The organism is Agrobacterium tumefaciens (genome assembly GCF_017726655.1).
GTDB lineage: Bacteria > Pseudomonadota > Alphaproteobacteria > Rhizobiales > Rhizobiaceae > Agrobacterium > Agrobacterium tumefaciens_B.
Genome location: NZ_CP072308.1, coordinates 2821738 through 2838288, shown reverse-complemented (window position 1 = coordinate 2838288; position 16551 = coordinate 2821738). Strand labels below are relative to the sequence as shown.

Annotated in this window: 19 protein-coding genes; 13 read left to right on the top strand and 6 right to left on the bottom strand. The window is 59.8% G+C overall.

Features of this window, described 5'->3' with window-relative positions; genetic code table 11:
- Window positions 1-56 precede the first annotated feature (56 nt).
- Window positions 57-1259, bottom strand: a complete 1203-nt coding sequence (locus tag AT6N2_RS13870) for a pyridoxal phosphate-dependent aminotransferase (RefSeq protein ID WP_144577269.1) — start codon at window positions 1257-1259, stop codon at window positions 57-59.
- A 211-nt stretch (window positions 1260-1470) separates the two neighbouring features.
- Between AT6N2_RS13870 and AT6N2_RS13865 the strand changes: the two genes are divergently transcribed.
- The 4 genes from AT6N2_RS13865 (at window position 1471) to AT6N2_RS13850 (ending at window position 4556) form a co-directional block, all read left to right on the top strand.
- Window positions 1471-2385 (top strand): EAL domain-containing protein, encoded by a 915-nt coding sequence (locus AT6N2_RS13865; RefSeq protein WP_209087479.1) that lies wholly within the window; start codon window positions 1471-1473, stop codon window positions 2383-2385.
- Window positions 2386-2531: 146 nt separating this feature from the next.
- A complete protein-coding gene (locus AT6N2_RS13860; protein WP_233282454.1) occupies window positions 2532-2843 on the top strand; it encodes a hypothetical protein in 312 nt (103 codons plus the stop codon).
- 149 nt (window positions 2844-2992) lie between these two features.
- On the top strand, window positions 2993-3895 hold the full coding sequence (locus AT6N2_RS13855; RefSeq protein WP_209087477.1) for a DMT family transporter: 903 nt from the start codon (window positions 2993-2995) through the stop codon (window positions 3893-3895).
- A gap of 445 nt (window positions 3896-4340) precedes the next feature.
- Window positions 4341-4556: a cold-shock protein gene (locus tag AT6N2_RS13850; protein WP_003494703.1), complete on the top strand. Its 216-nt coding sequence runs from the start codon at window positions 4341-4343 to the stop codon at window positions 4554-4556.
- 87 nt (window positions 4557-4643) lie between these two features.
- Here AT6N2_RS13850 and AT6N2_RS13845 read toward each other — a convergent pair whose 3' ends face one another.
- A complete protein-coding gene (locus tag AT6N2_RS13845; RefSeq protein ID WP_209087475.1) occupies window positions 4644-5288 on the bottom strand; it encodes an MBL fold metallo-hydrolase in 645 nt (214 codons plus the stop codon).
- Between the two features lie 221 nt (window positions 5289-5509).
- Between AT6N2_RS13845 and AT6N2_RS13840 the strand changes: the two genes are divergently transcribed.
- The 4 genes from AT6N2_RS13840 to AT6N2_RS13825 all read left to right on the top strand — a co-directional run bounded on the left by AT6N2_RS13840 (window position 5510) and on the right by AT6N2_RS13825 (window position 8986).
- Complete coding sequence (locus AT6N2_RS13840) at window positions 5510-6109, top strand: DUF1236 domain-containing protein (protein ID WP_063950661.1); 600 nt, start codon at window positions 5510-5512, stop codon at window positions 6107-6109.
- A 240-nt stretch (window positions 6110-6349) separates the two neighbouring features.
- A complete protein-coding gene (locus AT6N2_RS13835; RefSeq protein ID WP_063950801.1) occupies window positions 6350-6859 on the top strand; it encodes a MarR family winged helix-turn-helix transcriptional regulator in 510 nt (169 codons plus the stop codon).
- 2 nt (window positions 6860-6861) lie between these two features.
- On the top strand, window positions 6862-7575 hold the full coding sequence (locus AT6N2_RS13830; RefSeq protein WP_063950662.1) for a response regulator: 714 nt from the start codon (window positions 6862-6864) through the stop codon (window positions 7573-7575).
- A 31-nt stretch (window positions 7576-7606) separates the two neighbouring features.
- Complete coding sequence (locus tag AT6N2_RS13825; protein WP_209087473.1) at window positions 7607-8986, top strand: ATP-binding protein; 1380 nt, start codon at window positions 7607-7609, stop codon at window positions 8984-8986.
- A gap of 21 nt (window positions 8987-9007) precedes the next feature.
- Here the strand turns inward: AT6N2_RS13825 and AT6N2_RS13820 are convergent, their stop codons facing one another.
- The 4 genes from AT6N2_RS13820 to AT6N2_RS13805 all read right to left on the bottom strand — a co-directional run bounded on the left by AT6N2_RS13820 (window position 9008) and on the right by AT6N2_RS13805 (window position 11371).
- Window positions 9008-9349 carry a tRNA-binding protein gene (locus AT6N2_RS13820; RefSeq protein ID WP_209087471.1) on the bottom strand — a complete coding sequence of 114 codons (342 nt, stop codon included), beginning with the start codon at window positions 9347-9349 and terminating at the stop codon, window positions 9008-9010.
- A gap of 11 nt (window positions 9350-9360) precedes the next feature.
- Window positions 9361-10179: a pyrroline-5-carboxylate reductase gene (proC, locus tag AT6N2_RS13815; RefSeq protein WP_209087469.1), complete on the bottom strand. Its 819-nt coding sequence runs from the start codon at window positions 10177-10179 to the stop codon at window positions 9361-9363.
- A gap of 1 nt (window position 10180) precedes the next feature.
- Window positions 10181-10681 carry a YbjN domain-containing protein gene (locus AT6N2_RS13810; protein ID WP_004442934.1) on the bottom strand — a complete coding sequence of 167 codons (501 nt, stop codon included), beginning with the start codon at window positions 10679-10681 and terminating at the stop codon, window positions 10181-10183.
- A gap of 426 nt (window positions 10682-11107) precedes the next feature.
- The gene (locus AT6N2_RS13805; RefSeq protein WP_063950666.1) at window positions 11108-11371 is read right to left on the bottom strand and encodes an accessory factor UbiK family protein; all 264 of its coding nucleotides are present in this window, start codon (window positions 11369-11371) and stop codon (window positions 11108-11110) included.
- A 309-nt stretch (window positions 11372-11680) separates the two neighbouring features.
- Here AT6N2_RS13805 and lgt point away from each other — a divergent pair, with 309 nt between their 5' ends.
- The 5 genes from lgt to AT6N2_RS13780 all read left to right on the top strand — a co-directional run bounded on the left by lgt (window position 11681) and on the right by AT6N2_RS13780 (window position 16546).
- Window positions 11681-12493, top strand: a complete 813-nt coding sequence (lgt, locus tag AT6N2_RS13800) for a prolipoprotein diacylglyceryl transferase (RefSeq protein WP_209089724.1) — start codon at window positions 11681-11683, stop codon at window positions 12491-12493.
- 15 nt (window positions 12494-12508) lie between these two features.
- On the top strand, window positions 12509-13609 hold the full coding sequence (locus AT6N2_RS13795; protein ID WP_209087468.1) for a class I SAM-dependent methyltransferase: 1101 nt from the start codon (window positions 12509-12511) through the stop codon (window positions 13607-13609).
- Window positions 13610-13759: 150 nt separating this feature from the next.
- Complete coding sequence (pgeF, locus tag AT6N2_RS13790; RefSeq protein WP_209087466.1) at window positions 13760-14554, top strand: peptidoglycan editing factor PgeF; 795 nt, start codon at window positions 13760-13762, stop codon at window positions 14552-14554.
- A 1-nt stretch (window position 14555) separates the two neighbouring features.
- Entirely contained in the window at window positions 14556-15707 is a 1152-nt protein-coding gene (locus tag AT6N2_RS13785) for a M24 family metallopeptidase (RefSeq protein WP_209087464.1), read from the top strand.
- A gap of 89 nt (window positions 15708-15796) precedes the next feature.
- Entirely contained in the window at window positions 15797-16546 is a 750-nt protein-coding gene (locus tag AT6N2_RS13780; protein WP_209087462.1) for a hypothetical protein, read from the top strand.
- Window positions 16547-16551: the final 5 nt, after the last annotated feature.

Below are 16551 nucleotides of genomic sequence, written 5' to 3'. Positions count from 1 at the left end.
AAAACAAAAAGCCCGACATCACTGCCGGGCTAATTTCATTCACGATCGTTGGCCAATCAGCGGCAATCAGCGCAGAAGCGCTGGATACGCTTGCAGGCCTCTTCCAGCAACGCCTCCGAGGTAGCGTAGGAAATGCGGAAGTTCGGGCCGAGGCCGAAGGCCGAACCCTGAACGACGGCAACGCCTTCGGCTTCCAGAAGCTCCGAAACGAAATCCGTATCGGTCTCGATGACCTTGCCCGAAGGCGCGGTCTTGCCGATCAGACCGGCGCAGGACGGATACACGTAAAACGCGCCTTCCGGAGCCGGGCAGCTGATGCCCTTGGCCTGGTTGAGCATGGAGACGACCAGGTCGCGGCGGCCTTCGAAGATCTTCTTGTTCGCCGGAATGAAATCCTGCGTGCCGTTCAGAGCTTCAACAGCGGCCCATTGCGCAATCGAGCTTGCGCCCGAAGTCTGCTGGCCCTGGATCATGTCCATGGCCTTGATCAGCGGCAGCGGGCCGGCAGCGTAACCGATACGCCAGCCGGTCATGGCATAGGCCTTCGAGACACCATTCATCGTCAGCGTGCGGTCATAAAGCGAAGGCTCCACTTCCACCGGCGTGACGAATTTAAAGTCGCCATAGGTCAGGTGCTCATACATGTCATCCGTGAGGATCCACACGTGCGGGTGCTTAACGAGCACATCGGTCAGCGCCTTCAACTCGTCGTGCGAATAGGCCGCGCCCGACGGGTTGGACGGCGAGTTGAACACGAACCACTTCGTCTTCGGCGTGATCGCCTTTTCCAGCGCTTCCGGCTTCAGCTTGAAATTGTCTTCCAGCGTCGCGTCGACGAACACGGGCGTACCGCCGCAGATCGAGACCATCTCGGGATAGCTGACCCAGTACGGCGCCGGGATCACGACTTCATCACCCGGGTTCAGCGTCGCCATGAAAGCGTTGAACAGGATCTGCTTGCCGCCGGTACCGACAATCGTCTGCTCCGGCTTGTAGTCGAGGCCGTTTTCACGCTTGAACTTGTCGGCAATCGCCTTGCGCAGTTCCGGAATGCCGGAAACGGGCGTGTATTTCGTTTCACCGCGCTTAATCGCGTCAATGGCCGCTTCCTTGATATTGTCGGGCGTATCGAAATCCGGCTCGCCGGCGCCAAGGCTAATCACATCGCGGCCCTGTGCTTTAAGCTCGCGGGCTTTCTGGCTAACGGCGATGGTGGCGGATGGCTTTACGCGGGAGAGAATGTCGGCAAGGAAGGCCATTTTTAATCGGTCCTATTGGGGTTGACATCGCAGAGCTTGGAAATCTCGTCTGCTGCGGCAATTTCTATGTCGAAAGACGGGACCAGTTTCAAGGCCAAAAGCCGGCCAATCTGGCGTTGGGGGACAATTTAAGCCTTTCTTAACCCGGAAGTAACGCTTGTCGTGATACATTGACGGCAATAGGGGTCGTGTCTCTGTAGCTGGTGGAAAAATGGCGCCCAAAAGCATCTTTTCCAGTCTTGTCCGAGAGGTCGATGGCACATGGTCCACGGCCTATCACATGTTCAACCTCAAATCGGCGCTGCAGCCCATTTTCCGAAGAACGGCAAATGGCGCGCTCGACATCGATTCATTCGAGGGTCTGGTGCGGCCTCATCGCAATGGCGAGCCAGTGACGCCGGGCGAATTTTTCTCGCTGGTCGCGCCCGGCGACATCGAGAACATCGACAGCATCCTGCGCACGGTCCACATCCTCAACACTGGCCGGCTAAACCGCGCCCGCGCCCGCATTTTCGTCAACTTTCACCCTGGCCTGTTCCAGACCCCGGCCAAGATGCGGCAGGAAGTGGAACGCATGCGCCTTGCGGCCCACGAGGCGGGCCTGACGGCCGATCGCATCGTGTGCGAAATTTCAGAGAAAAAGGCCTCCGACACGCAGATGGTCGCCGACTTCGCCTATCACATGCACGATATCGGTTTTCGCGTGGCGCTCGACGATTACGGTGCCGGCGATTCCGATATTGAAAGGGTCAAGCTCATCAAGCCTGACTACGTGAAATTTGAAGCAGGCTGGGTGCGGGATTTCATGCAGAATTCGGCGGGCGCCGCCCTTCTGCGTGTCATCGTCCGTCAGTTCCGGGAAGACGGCATCGAGCCGGTCTTCGAAGGTCTGGAGGCGAGCTGGCAGGTGGGCTTGTGCGAGGACCTCGGCGTCGTCCTGATGCAGGGTTACATTCTGGCACGGCCCGAACTTGCGCCGACGACGTTCGACACGCGTTTCCCTGAACTCGGCAGCACCTATTTCTCACCATCGCGGCCGGAAAAAAGCGGTGCGCCACTGGGATTTTTCAGAGAAGAGCCGCATCCCGCGCGCCAGACCCGAACATTCGGGAAACGGGGGCTTTAAGGGCAAACGCATCAAAAAAGCTACCGCAAACCCCTCTGCCACAATATGGCCGCAATAAATGCCGCGGAACGCCAGAATTCGGTCTCCAAGCCGTCCATTTCGAAGCCTCTTTTATCCTTCAAGAACAGGGGCAAGAGGCGACAGCCATGTTTACCAACGACCGGAGTTCCGTTGAAAGGTTAAGGGCGCAGAGAACCCTGTTTTCCCTCTGGATGGCCGTTGCCGCTTTTCTTGTCATCGTCACCATGGCCGCGGGCATCGCAACCTCGGCCAATGCTGCCACACAGGCCGTGGACACGCTGCACACAGCGGCCATTCCCCAGGTTGCGGCAACGACGAAGGCCGGCCCGCATCTCCTGCTCATCGGTCTCTCCGCCGTCGCCTTCATCGGCCTTGCGATTGGCGGCCTGACGCTCACCCGGCGAAGCCTGAAGGACGAGGCGCGCCGCTTCAGGTAGGGCCACCTGCCTTTGCTTGCGGCATTGGCATGTTGCTGCTAAAGCACCCGGGAACCAGTCGTCCGCATCGCCGGTTCGGCATTTCAAAAAATTCCTGTTTCCACGGCCGTGACTGAAAGATCGCCCGGCCCTGCTGTGCGGTGCAAAGAATGACTCGTCTCCAGGCCAATATGCTGCTTCTGCTCGCCGCCGCGATCTGGGGTGGCGGGTTCGTCGCACAGTCCTCCGCCATGGCGTCGATCGGCCCGTTCTGGTTCGTCGGCCTTCGCTTCGCGATCGCCGCCATTGCCGTGCTGCCCTTTGCACTCATGGAAACGCGGTCGCGGAAATCGCCGCCACGCCGGCGCGAAATCGGCAACTTCATGTTCGTCGGTCTCGCCCTGTTTGCCGGCGCAACCACGCAGCAGGTCGGGCTGCTGACAACAACCGTCACCAATTCCAGTTTCCTGACCGGGCTTTACGTCATCTTCGTGCCCGTCATCGCCGTCATTCTTTACCGTCGGCATCCCCACTGGATCGTCTGGCCATGCGCGCTGATGATGCTCGGCGGCATCTTCCTGCTCTCCGGCGGCGCTTTCGAAACGCTGACGAAAGGCGATTTTCTCAGTATCGTCTGCGCCTTCTTCTGGGCGATCCAGATTACGCTTGCTGGCCGCTTCGTTTCCGAAAGCGGAAGGCCGCTCGCGCTTTCGTGCACACAGTTCGCCGTTTGCTCCCTTCTGAGTTGCATGATCGGCGCTGTGTTCGAACCGCTGAGCTTTGCCGCGATCGAGGCGTCGCTGGCAGAAATCCTCTATGTCGGCCTCGTGTCCTCCGGGCTCGCTTTCGTCCTGCAGGTCATCGGCCAGCGTTACACCACTGCCCCGCAGGCCGCGATCTTCCTGTCTTCGGAGGCGCTTTTCGGCGCGTTGCTGGCCTCGGTCTTCCTGAAAGAAACCATTTCGGGTGCAGGCTACGTCGGATGCCTCATCATTTTCGCCGCCATCCTCATGGTTGAACTGGTGCCCGAATTGACCCGTAAACGCCCCAACCCCCTGACCGAACCGACCTGACGCCGTCAAAACTGATTTTTCTGCTTTTCGCAGGAATCCGCCGCTTTACATCCAAAATTTTGCCCCAAAGGCTGACGGAAACGGCAATTATTTCGGCAGATATACCTTATGCGGAAAAAATGTGCGTTTCCTCGATGCAGTTCTACTGCAGGTTTTTTATCTGACAAAAAGCCCGTGAAAACTTTTGCTTGCCAATTTTAGATAAACGCAGCAATCTGTTGCGGTTCGGGCAATTTGCGAGCATGGGAAGGCCTATAAATTTGCGCACCGGGGACGCTATAAACCTCGGGCGGTGGGACGAAAAACGTTGGATGAGAACGCCATTACTTCCCGCTGCGAAGGTCCATTTTCTCACTAGTCAAGAACTGCCTGCCAACGCCCACGCGGGGCAAAACTGTAATGCTGCCTGTAGCTGAACGCGGGCAGAGCGAAAAGGACCTGATGCATGGCCGAAACTGGCACCGTAAAATTCTTCAATACCGACAAAGGCTTCGGCTTCATCAAGCCAGACAATGGTGGCGCTGATATCTTTGTTCACATCTCTGCCGTACAGGCTTCCGGCCTGTCCGGACTTTCAGAAAATCAGAAAGTGAGCTTCGACACGGAACCGGATCGTCGCGGCAAGGGGCCGAAGGCAGTCAATCTGCAGATTGCTGGCTGACCCTAAAACGGCTTTCTCTTCTAGTTGAAGCCCGGCAGGAATGCCGGGTTTTTTTATGCACAGCCGCGGGCCTGCCGTCACCGGCCGTCAGAGCCCCTTCAGATAGGGATTGTTGAGCCGCTCTTCGCCGAGCCGCCCACCGGGGCCATGGCCGCAGATGAAGCCCACGTCGTCTCCCAGCGGCAGGAGCTTGTCGCGAATGGACGCCATCAACTGCTCGTGGTTTCCGCCCGGCAAATCCGTGCGCCCCACCGACCCCGAAAACAGCACATCACCCACATGAGCGAAGTTCTGGTCTCGGTTGTAATAGACCACGTGACCGGGCGCGTGGCCAGGGCAGTGATAGACTTCGAAAATGTGCCCCCCGAAGGAAACCGTGTCGCCATCCTTCAGCCACGTATCGGGCGTCACATTCTTGAGACCGGTGATGCCGTATTTCTCCGCCTGCACTTCGATCCTCTCCAGCAAGGGCCGATCGTCCTCATGCGGCCCGATCACAGGGAGCGAAAGCTTGCCCCTCAATTCATCGGCACCGCCGGCGTGGTCGAGATGACCGTGCGTCAGCCAGATTTCCTTGAGCGTAATCCCGTTTTCCGCAACGACCTGAAGAATGACATCCACATCCCCGCCGGGGTCGACAACGACACCTTCCTTGGTGTCCTGATCGAACAGGATGGTGCAATTCTGCTCGAATGGCGTTACCGGAATAATGCCCGCCTGCAATTTACCCATATCCTGTTCTCCTGTCTGAAAGCTGATGTGTCCTATAGCCCGCGGGGGAGGAAGGCACAATGCCGACGACCGTTCCCCGCTTTTTCAGGCCGCGCAGGCGCAAAGAAAATCGCTATTTTTTACAGGCACATAATAGGAAGGAGGGCCTGATATCCCTGAAAAATGTGGAACGCCCTGATGGTTGCGACGTTGTAGCACCAGTCTTGAAAGGAGTGAGACACATGGACAAGAAGCTTAAAATGCTGGTCGCTGGTGGCGCCTTTGCCTTGATGGCAGGCTATGCAAATGCCGCCATGGTCGCAACCACCGCATCGGATATTTCGGTCCGTTCCGGCCCGGGCGAGGACTATCCGGAGCTCGGCCTTGCCACCCGTGGCAGCAACGCCGTGCTGGATGGCTGCATGGAGGGTAGCAGCTGGTGCCGCATTGAGGTGAACGGCCTGCGCGGTTGGGCCCATGCCGATTACCTGAACGTGATGTACGAAGGCTCGCCTGTGATCCTCAAGGAGCGCCGCACGGAACTCAGCGTTCCCGTTGTGACCTATGAGAAAACCGCGAGCGTACAGTCCGAGCCGAACCCGGGCGACCCGAATCTCGGCCGCGTGGGCGAAGTCGATCCGCCGCAGTCGGTCATCACCTATATTGATGAGCACCCCGCAGACACCGTCACCTATGATGGCGACATCGCCGTTGGGAGCGTCCTGCCGGCCGATACCCGTCTGGTTGAGGTCCCGGACTATCAGTACCGCTACGTCCGCGTGAACGACGTTCCGGTTCTCGTCGAACCCTCGACCCGCCGGATCGTTTACGTCTACCAGTAAATCCGGTTTATCAGCATTCGTTGATATGAAGAGCGCGGTCTGACCGCGCTCTTTTTCATGTCAGGCATCGGCTTTCCTGATTCCAGTTGCACCCGCACCCGCGCCATATTATCCACCGCAACAGAAAATGATTGGCGGCATTCTCCCGAGTGGACGCATTTTCGGCTATGTTTACAGAATATTGGCGCATTGACGCCTGTCAGCTATGATCAGACAGCCGCAGGATATGAAGGAACCGCAGTGCCACCGCAATCGCTAAAATCCGCCGCCGCAAGGCAGACACCGGCACTCCCGAAGGTTGATGACGGCAAGATCGATTTCGACACGATCGAGTCGCTGTTTTTCGCATATCGCGACTTTGTCTCCGATCCCGATGTCATCCTGTCGAAACTGGATTACGGACGCGCCCACCACCGTGTTGTCTATTTCGTCAGCCGGCAGCCGGGCATGACGGTGGCGGATTTGCTGGACACGCTTGGCATCACCAAGCAGAGCCTCGCCCGCGTGCTCAAACAGCTGATAGACGACGGCTACATCAGGCAGATGGCAGGTCCCGAAGATCGCCGCCAGCGCAGGCTTTACCCCACGCTCACGGGCCGCGAACTGGCGCTGGCGCTCAGCGAGCCACAATCGCGCCGCATCGACCGCGCGCTCGAAGGTCTGGGACCGGACGCGCGGGCCTGCGTGCGGCAGTTCCTTGCACAGATGCGCAGCCCCGCCGCGACGACGGCGAGCGCGGAGGACGAGTGACCATGGCGCAGGCTCCGGCAAAACGTCTACCGGCCGATGACGACGCGGCCCATCTCCTGATCGTTGACGACGACGCGCGTATTCGCGATCTCCTGCAACGCTTCCTTGGCGATAAGGGATATCGCATCTCTGTCGCTGCCGATGCCGCCGAGGCGCGGCGCAAGATGGTCGGCATCCGCTTCGATCTTCTTATCCTCGATGTGATGATGCCCGGCGAGAACGGGTTGTCGCTCACTCGCTCGCTCAACGAAAACAAATCCGTGCCGGTCATTCTGCTGACCGCCCGGTCGGAAGCGGATTCGCGCATAGCCGGCCTTGAAGCGGGGGCTGATGACTATCTCGCCAAGCCGTTTGATCCGCGCGAACTCGTACTGCGTATCAACAATATCCTGCGGCGCAACACCTCGCCCGATACGCCGAAGATCGAACAGATCATGTTCGGCCCCTACAGCTTCTCCATCCCGAAGAAGGAATTGCGACGCGGTCCGGAAACAATCCGGCTGACGGACCGCGAACAGGAGATCATGCTGCTGTTTGCGCTGCGCGCCGGCGACACGATTCCCCGACATGAACTGGTCGAAGCGGAATCGGACGTGGGCGAGAGAACCATCGACGTGCAGATCAACCGTCTTCGTCGCAAGATCGAGGACGACCCTGCCAATCCTGTTTATCTGCAAACGGTGCGCGGCATCGGTTACCGCCTGAGCGTGGACTGACGAGCACCCAAGGAAGGGCGAACGCACGACCATGGCGAGCCTCGATTTTCTCGACACGTTCAAAAAGAGTCCCGTGGCAAAGGCCTGGCGCTCCTTCGGCAGATGGCTGCGCCACTGGCTGCCGACAGGTCTTTACACCCGCTCGCTGCTCATCATCATCCTGCCGATGATCCTGCTTCAGGCCGTTGTCGCGGCCGTTTTCATGGAGCGCCACTGGCAGCTGGTGACGGAACGCCTTTCGGCAGCGGTCACGCGCGATATCTCGGCAATCATCGCCTTGCTACAGACGGACCCGGAGGAGGACGATTATCAGCGCGTCATCCGCATCGCCCGCGAGAAGCTCGATCTCAGTGTCTATATCGAGCCCAAGACAGAGCTGCCCGCACCAAAGCCAGAGCCGTTGTTTTCGATCCTCGACAGGATCCTTGCAGATCAGTTGCAACAGCAGATCGGCCGGCCGTTCTGGATCGACACCTATGGCAACGGCTCGCTTGTCGAAATCCGCGTGCAGTTGGAAAACAAGACACTCCGTGTCTTTACCAGCCGCAGTTCGGCCTATGCCTCCAACACGCATATCTTTCTGGTCTGGATGGTCGGCGCTTCGCTGGTGTTGATCGCTATTTCCATCCTTTTCCTGCGCGGCCAGATCAAGCCCATCGAGGCGCTGGCAAAGGCGGCCGAAAACTTCGGTAAGGGCCAGAAGATGAGCGGCTACTCCCCGCGCGGCGCAGACGAGGTGCGGCGCGCCGGCCTGGCCTTCATCCTCATGCGCGAGCGAATCGAGCGGCAGATGGAGCAGCGCACCGCCATGCTGAACGGCGTCAGCCACGACCTGCGCACCATCCTCACCCGCTTCAAGCTGCAACTGGCGCTCGCCGGCGACAATCCCGACCTCGAAGGGCTGGATAAGGATGTCGAGGACATGCAGTCCATGCTGGAGGCCTATCTGACCTTCGCCCGCACCGATGTCGAAGAGGATGTCGGCACGCTGGAACTTCCGGCACTTCTCGAAAAAATTGGCCATGATTTCGAACTGCACGGCAAGAAGTTCAGCTACGAGCTTTATAATATCGAGAGGATCATCGCCCGTCCGAACGCCCTGTCGCGTCTCGTTGCGAATCTGGCTGAAAATGCGCGGCGTTACGCCAGCAATCTCCACGTCGATATCCGCAAGGCGCCACGTTCCATCATCATGACCTTTGACGACGATGGTCCCGGCATCCCTGAAATCTCACGCGAAGATGTGTTCAAGCCGTTCTTCCGGCTGGACGAGGCGCGCAACCTCAATGCTTCCGGAACGGGCCTTGGCCTTTCCATCGTGCGCGATATCGCCCGCAGCCACGGCGGCGATGTGACGCTGGATGACAGCCCGTTGGGCGGCTTGAGAGTTATCGTCAAAATTCCGGCGTGACGCCTCAACAGCGTATTCGCGTCAGCACATTTTTTCGCCGTTCGGCACCGGGCGCTCAACCGCGGCCAGCACGATATCGCCGTTCGCATCTGCAAAACCAAGCGTGAGAACTTCGGACCGGAAAGGGCCGATCTGGCGCGGCGGAAAATTCACCACGCCCAGCACCTGGCGGCCTACGAGACTTTCCGGCGTATAATGCACCGTGATCTGCGCCGAGGATTTCCTGATGCCGATGTCGGGTCCGAAATCGATCTTTACCTTGATTGCCGGCTTGCGCGCTTCGGGAAAAGGTTCAGCTTCGACAATGGTGCCGACGCGGATATCGACCCTCTCGAAATCAGCATAGGAAATCTGCTCGCTCATGGCCTTTCCCTTCAGCCCGCCAGTTCTTCAGCGCGGGTTTTAGCAGCAGCGACGGCCCTGTCGAACAATGGCTGCATACCATCATCCGCCATCAGCACGGCAAGCGCGGCAGCCGTGGTGCCGCCGGGCGAGGTCACATTCTGGCGCAGGCGCGATGCCTCATCGGCGGATTGATGCAGGAGTTCGCCGGCACCGGCGACGGTTTCACGCGCGAGACGCATGGCAATGTCGGCCGGAAGCCCCGCCTTGCGACCGGCTTCCGCCATGCATTCCACCAAATAGAAGACATAAGCCGGTCCGCTTCCCGAAACCGCAGTCACCGCATCGATATCGCTTTCGGCGTCGACCCATTCGACCGGGCCGCTCACCTTCAGCAGCCCGTCCACGACGCTTTTCAGCTCGCCAGTGACGAGAGCGTTGGCATAAGCGCCGGTGACACCGCGGCCGACCATCGCCGGCGTGTTGGGCATCGCCCGGACCGCGGCAACCTCACCGAAATGCGAAACGAAAGTCGCGATCGTCGTGCCGGCGGCAATGGAAACGAGGACGGTTTCCGGCCCCAGCAGGGGCTTTAGCGATGGCAGCACGGCATCCATCATCTGCGGCTTCACCGCCACGAAAAGAACGCCGGCCTTCACCCCATGGGGAACGGTTTCACTGTGTGACGCGCCGGCCTCCGCAATCGTTGTGCGCATGGCGTCGGAAGGGCGCGGATCAATGACGATGACCTTTGATCCCGGCACACCCTTTTTCAGCCAGCCGGACAGCATGGCGCCGCCCATATTGCCGGCGCCCACCAGAACGAGTGGCCCGGAAGCCTTGTACACCATGTTACGCTTCTCCAACGGTCTCGAACATGACCGCTTCGATTGCACTTTTCGCATCCAGCCCCGACCAGACGACGAACTGGAAAGCCTGATAATATTGCTCGCAGGCTTCCAGCGCGCTCGAAAGCAGAACTTCCACCTGCTGGTTGTTCGGCTCGGCACCACCGGAGAGAAGCAGCGACTGGCGGAAGATCACGACGTCTTCCTGACGCCACAGGTCGAAATGACCCATCAGCACCTGACCGTTGACCTGCGACAGCAGGCAAATGACTTCGTTGACACGGTGGTCCGGCACCTTGATGTCGAAGGCGCAGGCAAGATGTAGCGCTTCGAAATCTTCCATCCATGCAAATGAAACGTGATAATCGGCCCAGTGGCCCGCCACAGTCATGGCGATCTCGTCCTCGCCCGAACGCTCGAACGACCAGTCATTCGAGGCAGCGACAATCTCGATCATATCGACGGGATTGGACTGACGCTCAATTTCAAATTCTATCAGACTCATGCGGCACCTTCTCAGCCGATCGGAATGTCGTGTTTTGAACGCCGGGCACAAAACGCACATACCAACCGGGATAAACATTTGAGACGATTGCCCGACACCACCAGAATTACGCATTCACCCTGTCTGGAGCTTACCGGTCTTTTCGAATCATCATTTAAAATCAGTGTATAATGGCCGAGTCCCGCTGCCACCCCTCGCCCGCCATTTTTACCTTTTGAACAGTGGATATCTTCTTGCCCATCACCTCAGGCGAGAGTCTTAAGCGACTCTGCCGATTGCGTTTTTTGGAAGTGTCCACAGGCACAAAAAATTCGCGTCAAAAGGCAATTTTCGGCAACCGAAGGTCACGTTGCCGGGAGCGGCCTGAAAAACGAAAAGCCCCGGAATCGCCTGCGATCCGGGGCTTCTGAGGAAAAGCGGAAAAAATCAGTCTTTCGCGGCCGAGAGCCTTGCTTCGAGAGCCTCTATGCGGGCGCGCAGCGCGTCATTTTCATCCCGGGCCTGAATGGCCATCTCGCGAACCGCGTCGAATTCCTCGCGGCGCACGACATCCAGACTGTTCAGCCAGCGATCCGCCTGCGCATGAAACGCCGCTTCCGCTTCCTTGCGCACACCCTGCGCGGCACCTGCCGCATCGGTCATCAGCTTGGCGAATTCATCCAGAAAACGATTGGTGCCTGTCGTGCTCATGGCGCTTGTCCTTCGTCGGTTCAGGGGCATCGTCTTGCCCGCTGTTGATAGCATTCAGGTAGGCACTCCACCGCCACCTTGCAAGCAAAATCGAAAATTCCCGGGAGCTTGCGCCGCCTGCGGCAGGTTAAGCCAAAGCTTAAAGAATCACCTTGACCGCCGCGACAGCAATCGCCATTTTCCATGGCGTCAGGGGGCCGGTGAGCATCATCGCCCGGCCCTTTGCGACAACGGATCGATCCGTTGTCCGCCCAGCAACGATGACGGAATATATACGGATTGATAGCCGCTCCCACCTCTCTCGCCATCATGCCATTCCCGAATATCGATCCGATAGCGCTGTCCATCGGGCCTCTGGCGATACACTGGTACGGCATTGCCTATGTCGCGGGCATCATGCTCGGCTGGCTTTACGCGCGGCGCCTCGCCCGCACGGATCGCCTGTGGCCGAACGACGTCTCACCCATCTCGGCCCAGCATCTTGACGATTTCATTCTCTGGGCAGCCGGCGGCATCGTGCTCGGCGGGCGCATCGGTTACATCCTGTTTTACGATCTGGCGGCCGTTGCCGCTAATCCCATCCGGGCCATCGAAATCTGGAACGGCGGCATGTCGTTCCATGGTGGCCTGATCGGCACGACGATCGCCATGATCCTTTTCGCCCGCAGAAGCGGCATCCCGGTCTGGAGCATGTTCGACATCGTCGCCGCCGTCGCGCCGATCGGTCTGCTGTTCGGCCGCATCGCCAATTTTATCAACGGCGAGCTGTGGGGCCGCATTGCCGACGTACCGTGGGCCGTCGTGTTTCCAACGGGCGGGCCCTTTGCGCGCCATCCCAGCCAGCTTTATGAAGCCGGCCTCGAAGGGCTCGTGCTGGTCATTCTTCTGGCCATTGCCATCTATGCCTTCAAGTCGCTGAAAAAGCCGGGCACCGTCACGGGCATCTTCGTCTGCGGCTACGCGCTGTCGCGTATCTTCGTGGAATTCTTCCGCGAACCGGATGCCCAGATCGGTTATCTCGCCGGCAACTGGCTGACGATGGGCATGGTGCTGTCCACGCCGATGTTCCTTTTGGGTCTCTGGGCGATCCTGCGGGCGCGCAGCGCCGCAAAAACTGCCTGATTGGTATGGCCAGCCATGACCACACCGCTCGCGCACCGCGTCAAATCCCTTATCCGGCTTAATGGTCCGCTCAGCGTCACGGATTACTTCTCGCTGTGTCTCGCCGATCCCGAACACGGTTATTACAAAAGCCGCGAACCCTTCGGCCGTTCGGGTGACTTCATAACCGCGCCCGAAGTCAGCCAGCTTTTCGGCGAAATGCTCGGCGTCTTCGTGGTCCACGCATGGCAGCGGCATGGCGCACCGGCGCAAGCACAGCTGGTGGAAATCGGACCCGGCCGTGGCACCATGATGTCGGACATGCTGCGGGTGATCCGCCGCATCGCGCCACCGCTTTATGAGACAATGCAGGTCCGTCTGGTCGAGACGAGCCCGCGCCTTACCGAGGCACAGAAAGAAACGTTGCGGGCACATGCGGATAAGCTGACGTGGCACGATAGTTTCGACGATGTGCCCGCCGGTTTTCTGCTGCTGGTGGCGAACGAACTCTTCGACGCGATCCCAATCCGGCAATTCGTGAAGACCCCACAGGGGTTCCGCGAAAGGGTCGTCAGCCTAGATGCGAATGACGACCTCGTCTTTTCAACCGGCCTTGCAGGCATTGATCCCAGCCTGCTGCCGCCGCAGCCCGACCGGCAGCCCCTTGGCACCATATTCGAGATTTCTCCTGCCCGCGAAGCTGTGATGACCGCCATCTGCCAGCGCCTGTCTGCCCATGGCGGCACCGCGCTCGCCATCGATTACGGCCACCTCGTCGCCGGTTATGGCGATACTCTGCAGGCCATGCGTAACCACGCCTTCGATCCGCCGCTCGCCCATCCCGGCGAGGCGGACCTCACCAGCCACGTCGATTTCGAAAGCCTTGTGAAGACGGCGCAGGCGACTGGCGTGCACGTCAACGGAACATTGAGGCAGGGCGACTTCCTCTATGGCCTTGGCCTCAAGGAAAGGGCCGGCGCGCTCGCCGCCAAGGCGACACCGGACCAGACACTTGCGATTGCCGAAGCCGTGAACCGCCTCGCCGGCGAAGGGGCCGGCAAGATGGGGGAACTTTTCAAGGTCGTTGCCGTTTCAAGTCCCGCGATCCATCTCCTGCCGTTTCGTCCGGTGGATTGACAGCGCAACAGGCTCTGGGCCAACATCGCCGTGACACACGACGCAGGCACACTGCATCACACCGCCGCGCAACGCCGCGGCAACCGGAAACATCTCGCTCAACCCTATCTCACTGGCCAACAGCGATATTCTCCAAGGAATTCCCACCCAATGCCGAACGATACGCTGCCGCTCCCGCTCCAGTCTCCGCTGCTCGCCGCGTCAGGGCAAAATCGCGTCCGCCATGGTTTTTTCACCCGTCAGGGCGGCGTGTCGGAGGGACTTTACCAAGGGCTCAACGTCGGCCTCGGCTCGCACGACGAACCGGAAAGGGTCACCGAAAACCGCCGGCGTGTGACGGAATGGTTCGGCCTTCCCGCCGATCGTCTCGCAACCGTGCATCAGGTCCACTCGCCCGATGTCGTCATCATCGACGCCAATTATGATGGCAGCCGCCCGCAGGCGGACGCGATGGTCACGGCAACACCAGGCTTCGTGCTTGGCGTCCTGAGCGCCGATTGCGGTCCTATCCTGTTTGCGGATGCGCAGGCGGGCGTGGTGGGCGCTGCCCATGCCGGCTGGAAGGGCGCCCTCTTTGGCGTGCTCGAAAACACCATCGAAGCGATGGTAAAGCTCGGCGCCAGCCGGGAGCGCATCGCCGCCTCGCTCGGCCCGTCGATCAGTCAGAACAATTATGAGGTCGGTCCGGAATATGTGGCGCGGTTCGTGGATATCGATCCGGCCTATGCGGATTATTTCGCCGGGACGGAAAAACAGGGACACGCGCTCTTCGATCTCAAGCAATTCACCGTCGACCGTCTGACCAAGGCAGGCGTGAAGGCGGAGAATCTCGGCCATTGCACCTATCCAGACGAAGAGCGGTTCTACTCCTACCGCCGCACCACCCACCGCGCCGAACCCGATTACGGACGGCAGATTTCTGCAATTGCAATTCTGGAGGACTAAGATGGCCCTGCACTTCGAGCTTTCGGAATTCGATGCCCGTCGCGAGCGGTTGCTGGCAAAAATGGCCGAGGAGAAGCTGGATGCCGTTCTCCTGTTTGCGCAGGAAAGCATGTACTGGCTGACCGGCTACGACACGTTCGGTTACTGCTTCTTCCAGACGCTGGTGGTGAAATCGGATGGCTCCATGACGCTGCTGACACGCTCGGCGGATCTGCGTCAGGCCCGCAACACCTCCATCATCGAAAACATCCTTTTATGGGTCGACCGGCCGAACGCCGACCCCACCCTCGATCTCAAGAACCTGCTGAGCGACCTCGACCTTCTGGGTGCCAAGATCGGCGTGGAATACGACACCCACGGCATGACCGGCCGGGTCGCCCGCCTGCTGGACAACCAGCTTGCCAGCTTCGGCCAGATGGTTGATGCATCCTATCTCGTCAGCACCCTCAGGCTCGTCAAAAGTCCCGCCGAAATCGCCTATGCCCGCAAGGCCGGCCAACTGGCCGATGAGGCTCTGGATGCTGCACTGCCGCTCATCAAGCCCGGCGCGGACGAAGCTGCCATTCTTGCGGCGATGCAGGGCGCGGTTCTGGCCGGCGGCGGGGACTATCCCGCCAATGAATTCATCATCGGTTCCGGGGCCGATGCGCTGCTGTGCCGTTACAAGGCCGGACGCCGCAAGCTCGACACGAAGGATCAGCTGACACTGGAATGGGCTGGCGTCAGCGCCCATTATCACGCCGCCATGATGCGTACGGTGGTGATCGGCGAACAGGATTTCCGCCAAAAGGAACTCTACAGCGCCTGCCTGCAAAACCTGACCGCGATTGAGGAGGTGCTGCGCCCCGGGTATACGTTCGGAGACTTCTTTGACGTGCATGCCCGCGTGATGGACGAGCGTGGCTTGACCCGCCACCGGCTAAACTCCTGCGGGTATTCGCTCGGCGCGCGTTTTTCGCCCTCCTGGATGGAGCACCAGATGTTTCACGCCGGCAATCCGCAGGAGATCACGCCCGACATGACACTCTTCGTGCATATGATCGTGATGGATTCCGATTCCGGCACGGCCATGACCCTCGGCCAGACCTATCTGACGACCGAAGGTGCTCCCGAACCCCTCTCGCGCCATAACCTCGATCTTCTCACAGCTTAAATCGCCACCGGGTTTGACAGACCGGGAAAACCGCCCTTACATTGCGCCACCTTGGGGACGAAGGAGCGGAACATGAGAGGGAAAATCGCATGAGCCGGACGGGAGCCACCTCCCTTTTCCCGGCCATCATTGTTCCAGCGCTGGTGCTGATCCTGTCCGGCTGCAACACGACCGAGGCGCTGACGCCGCAGGTGGATGTTGGCCACAACGCCTCGCAATCGACGCCGGTGACGCAGGGCGATCTCGACCAGATGGCCGCCGCCGCGGACCGCGCGCCCACCGGCGCGCCTGCTATCGGAAGTTCCGTACCCGCCTATGCGCCGCAGAACTCGTTGCAGGCGCAGGCACAGGCGATCTCAAACGGCAACCAGTACGGCGAGCCGCTCCGCGAGAGCCAGGCCGCTGCCCTGCCCGCTGCCCCTGCTCAATCAGGACAAAACCAGGAAACGGCGTCGCTCGCGCCCGCCTTGCCGACAAACTCTATCCGCTTTCTGCCGATCATCGGCGCACCCGTGCAAGCCGTCACACCGCTGTCGCGCCAGCTCGGGGCTGAAGCGCGGGCCAAAGGGCTGACGATCCGCGCCTCCAATGACAATTCGGCCGAGAACATCCTGAAGGGATACTTCTCCGCCTTCGCCGATGGCGGCAAGGTCAATATCGTTTACGTCTGGGACGTTCTCGACGCCAATGGCGTGCGCCTCCACCGCCTTCAGGGGCAGGAAAGCATTGCGGCGAAAGGCAGCGACCCCTGGGCTGCAGTCACCGACAGGGTCATGCAGGATATCGCCGCCAAGACGCTCAACGACTACACGTCGTGGAAGCAGACACAACGGGGATGAGGTAA

Excerpts from the sequence above, each read along its gene's own strand:
- AT6N2_RS13870 (WP_144577269.1), bottom strand. The coding sequence starts at position 1,259 with ATGGCCTTCCTTGCCGACATTCTCTCCCGCGTAAAGCCATCCGCCACC.
- AT6N2_RS13865 (WP_209087479.1), top strand. The coding sequence starts at position 1,471 with ATGGCGCCCAAAAGCATCTTTTCCAGTCTTGTCCGAGAGGTCGATGGC.
- AT6N2_RS13860 (WP_233282454.1), top strand. The coding sequence starts at position 2,532 with ATGTTTACCAACGACCGGAGTTCCGTTGAAAGGTTAAGGGCGCAGAGA.
- AT6N2_RS13855 (WP_209087477.1), top strand. The coding sequence starts at position 2,993 with ATGACTCGTCTCCAGGCCAATATGCTGCTTCTGCTCGCCGCCGCGATC.
- AT6N2_RS13850 (WP_003494703.1), top strand. The coding sequence starts at position 4,341 with ATGGCCGAAACTGGCACCGTAAAATTCTTCAATACCGACAAAGGCTTC.
- AT6N2_RS13845 (WP_209087475.1), bottom strand. The coding sequence starts at position 5,288 with ATGGGTAAATTGCAGGCGGGCATTATTCCGGTAACGCCATTCGAGCAG.
- AT6N2_RS13840 (WP_063950661.1), top strand. The coding sequence starts at position 5,510 with ATGGACAAGAAGCTTAAAATGCTGGTCGCTGGTGGCGCCTTTGCCTTG.
- AT6N2_RS13830 (WP_063950662.1), top strand. The coding sequence starts at position 6,862 with ATGGCGCAGGCTCCGGCAAAACGTCTACCGGCCGATGACGACGCGGCC.
- AT6N2_RS13825 (WP_209087473.1), top strand. The coding sequence starts at position 7,607 with ATGGCGAGCCTCGATTTTCTCGACACGTTCAAAAAGAGTCCCGTGGCA.
- AT6N2_RS13820 (WP_209087471.1), bottom strand. The coding sequence starts at position 9,349 with ATGAGCGAGCAGATTTCCTATGCTGATTTCGAGAGGGTCGATATCCGC.
- proC (WP_209087469.1), bottom strand. The coding sequence starts at position 10,179 with ATGGTGTACAAGGCTTCCGGGCCACTCGTTCTGGTGGGCGCCGGCAAT.
- AT6N2_RS13810 (WP_004442934.1), bottom strand. The coding sequence starts at position 10,681 with ATGAGTCTGATAGAATTTGAAATTGAGCGTCAGTCCAATCCCGTCGAT.
- AT6N2_RS13805 (WP_063950666.1), bottom strand. The coding sequence starts at position 11,371 with ATGAGCACGACAGGCACCAATCGTTTTCTGGATGAATTCGCCAAGCTG.
- lgt (WP_209089724.1), top strand. The coding sequence starts at position 11,681 with ATGCCATTCCCGAATATCGATCCGATAGCGCTGTCCATCGGGCCTCTG.
- AT6N2_RS13795 (WP_209087468.1), top strand. The coding sequence starts at position 12,509 with ATGACCACACCGCTCGCGCACCGCGTCAAATCCCTTATCCGGCTTAAT.
- pgeF (WP_209087466.1), top strand. The coding sequence starts at position 13,760 with ATGCCGAACGATACGCTGCCGCTCCCGCTCCAGTCTCCGCTGCTCGCC.
- AT6N2_RS13785 (WP_209087464.1), top strand. The coding sequence starts at position 14,556 with ATGGCCCTGCACTTCGAGCTTTCGGAATTCGATGCCCGTCGCGAGCGG.
- AT6N2_RS13780 (WP_209087462.1), top strand. The coding sequence starts at position 15,797 with ATGAGCCGGACGGGAGCCACCTCCCTTTTCCCGGCCATCATTGTTCCA.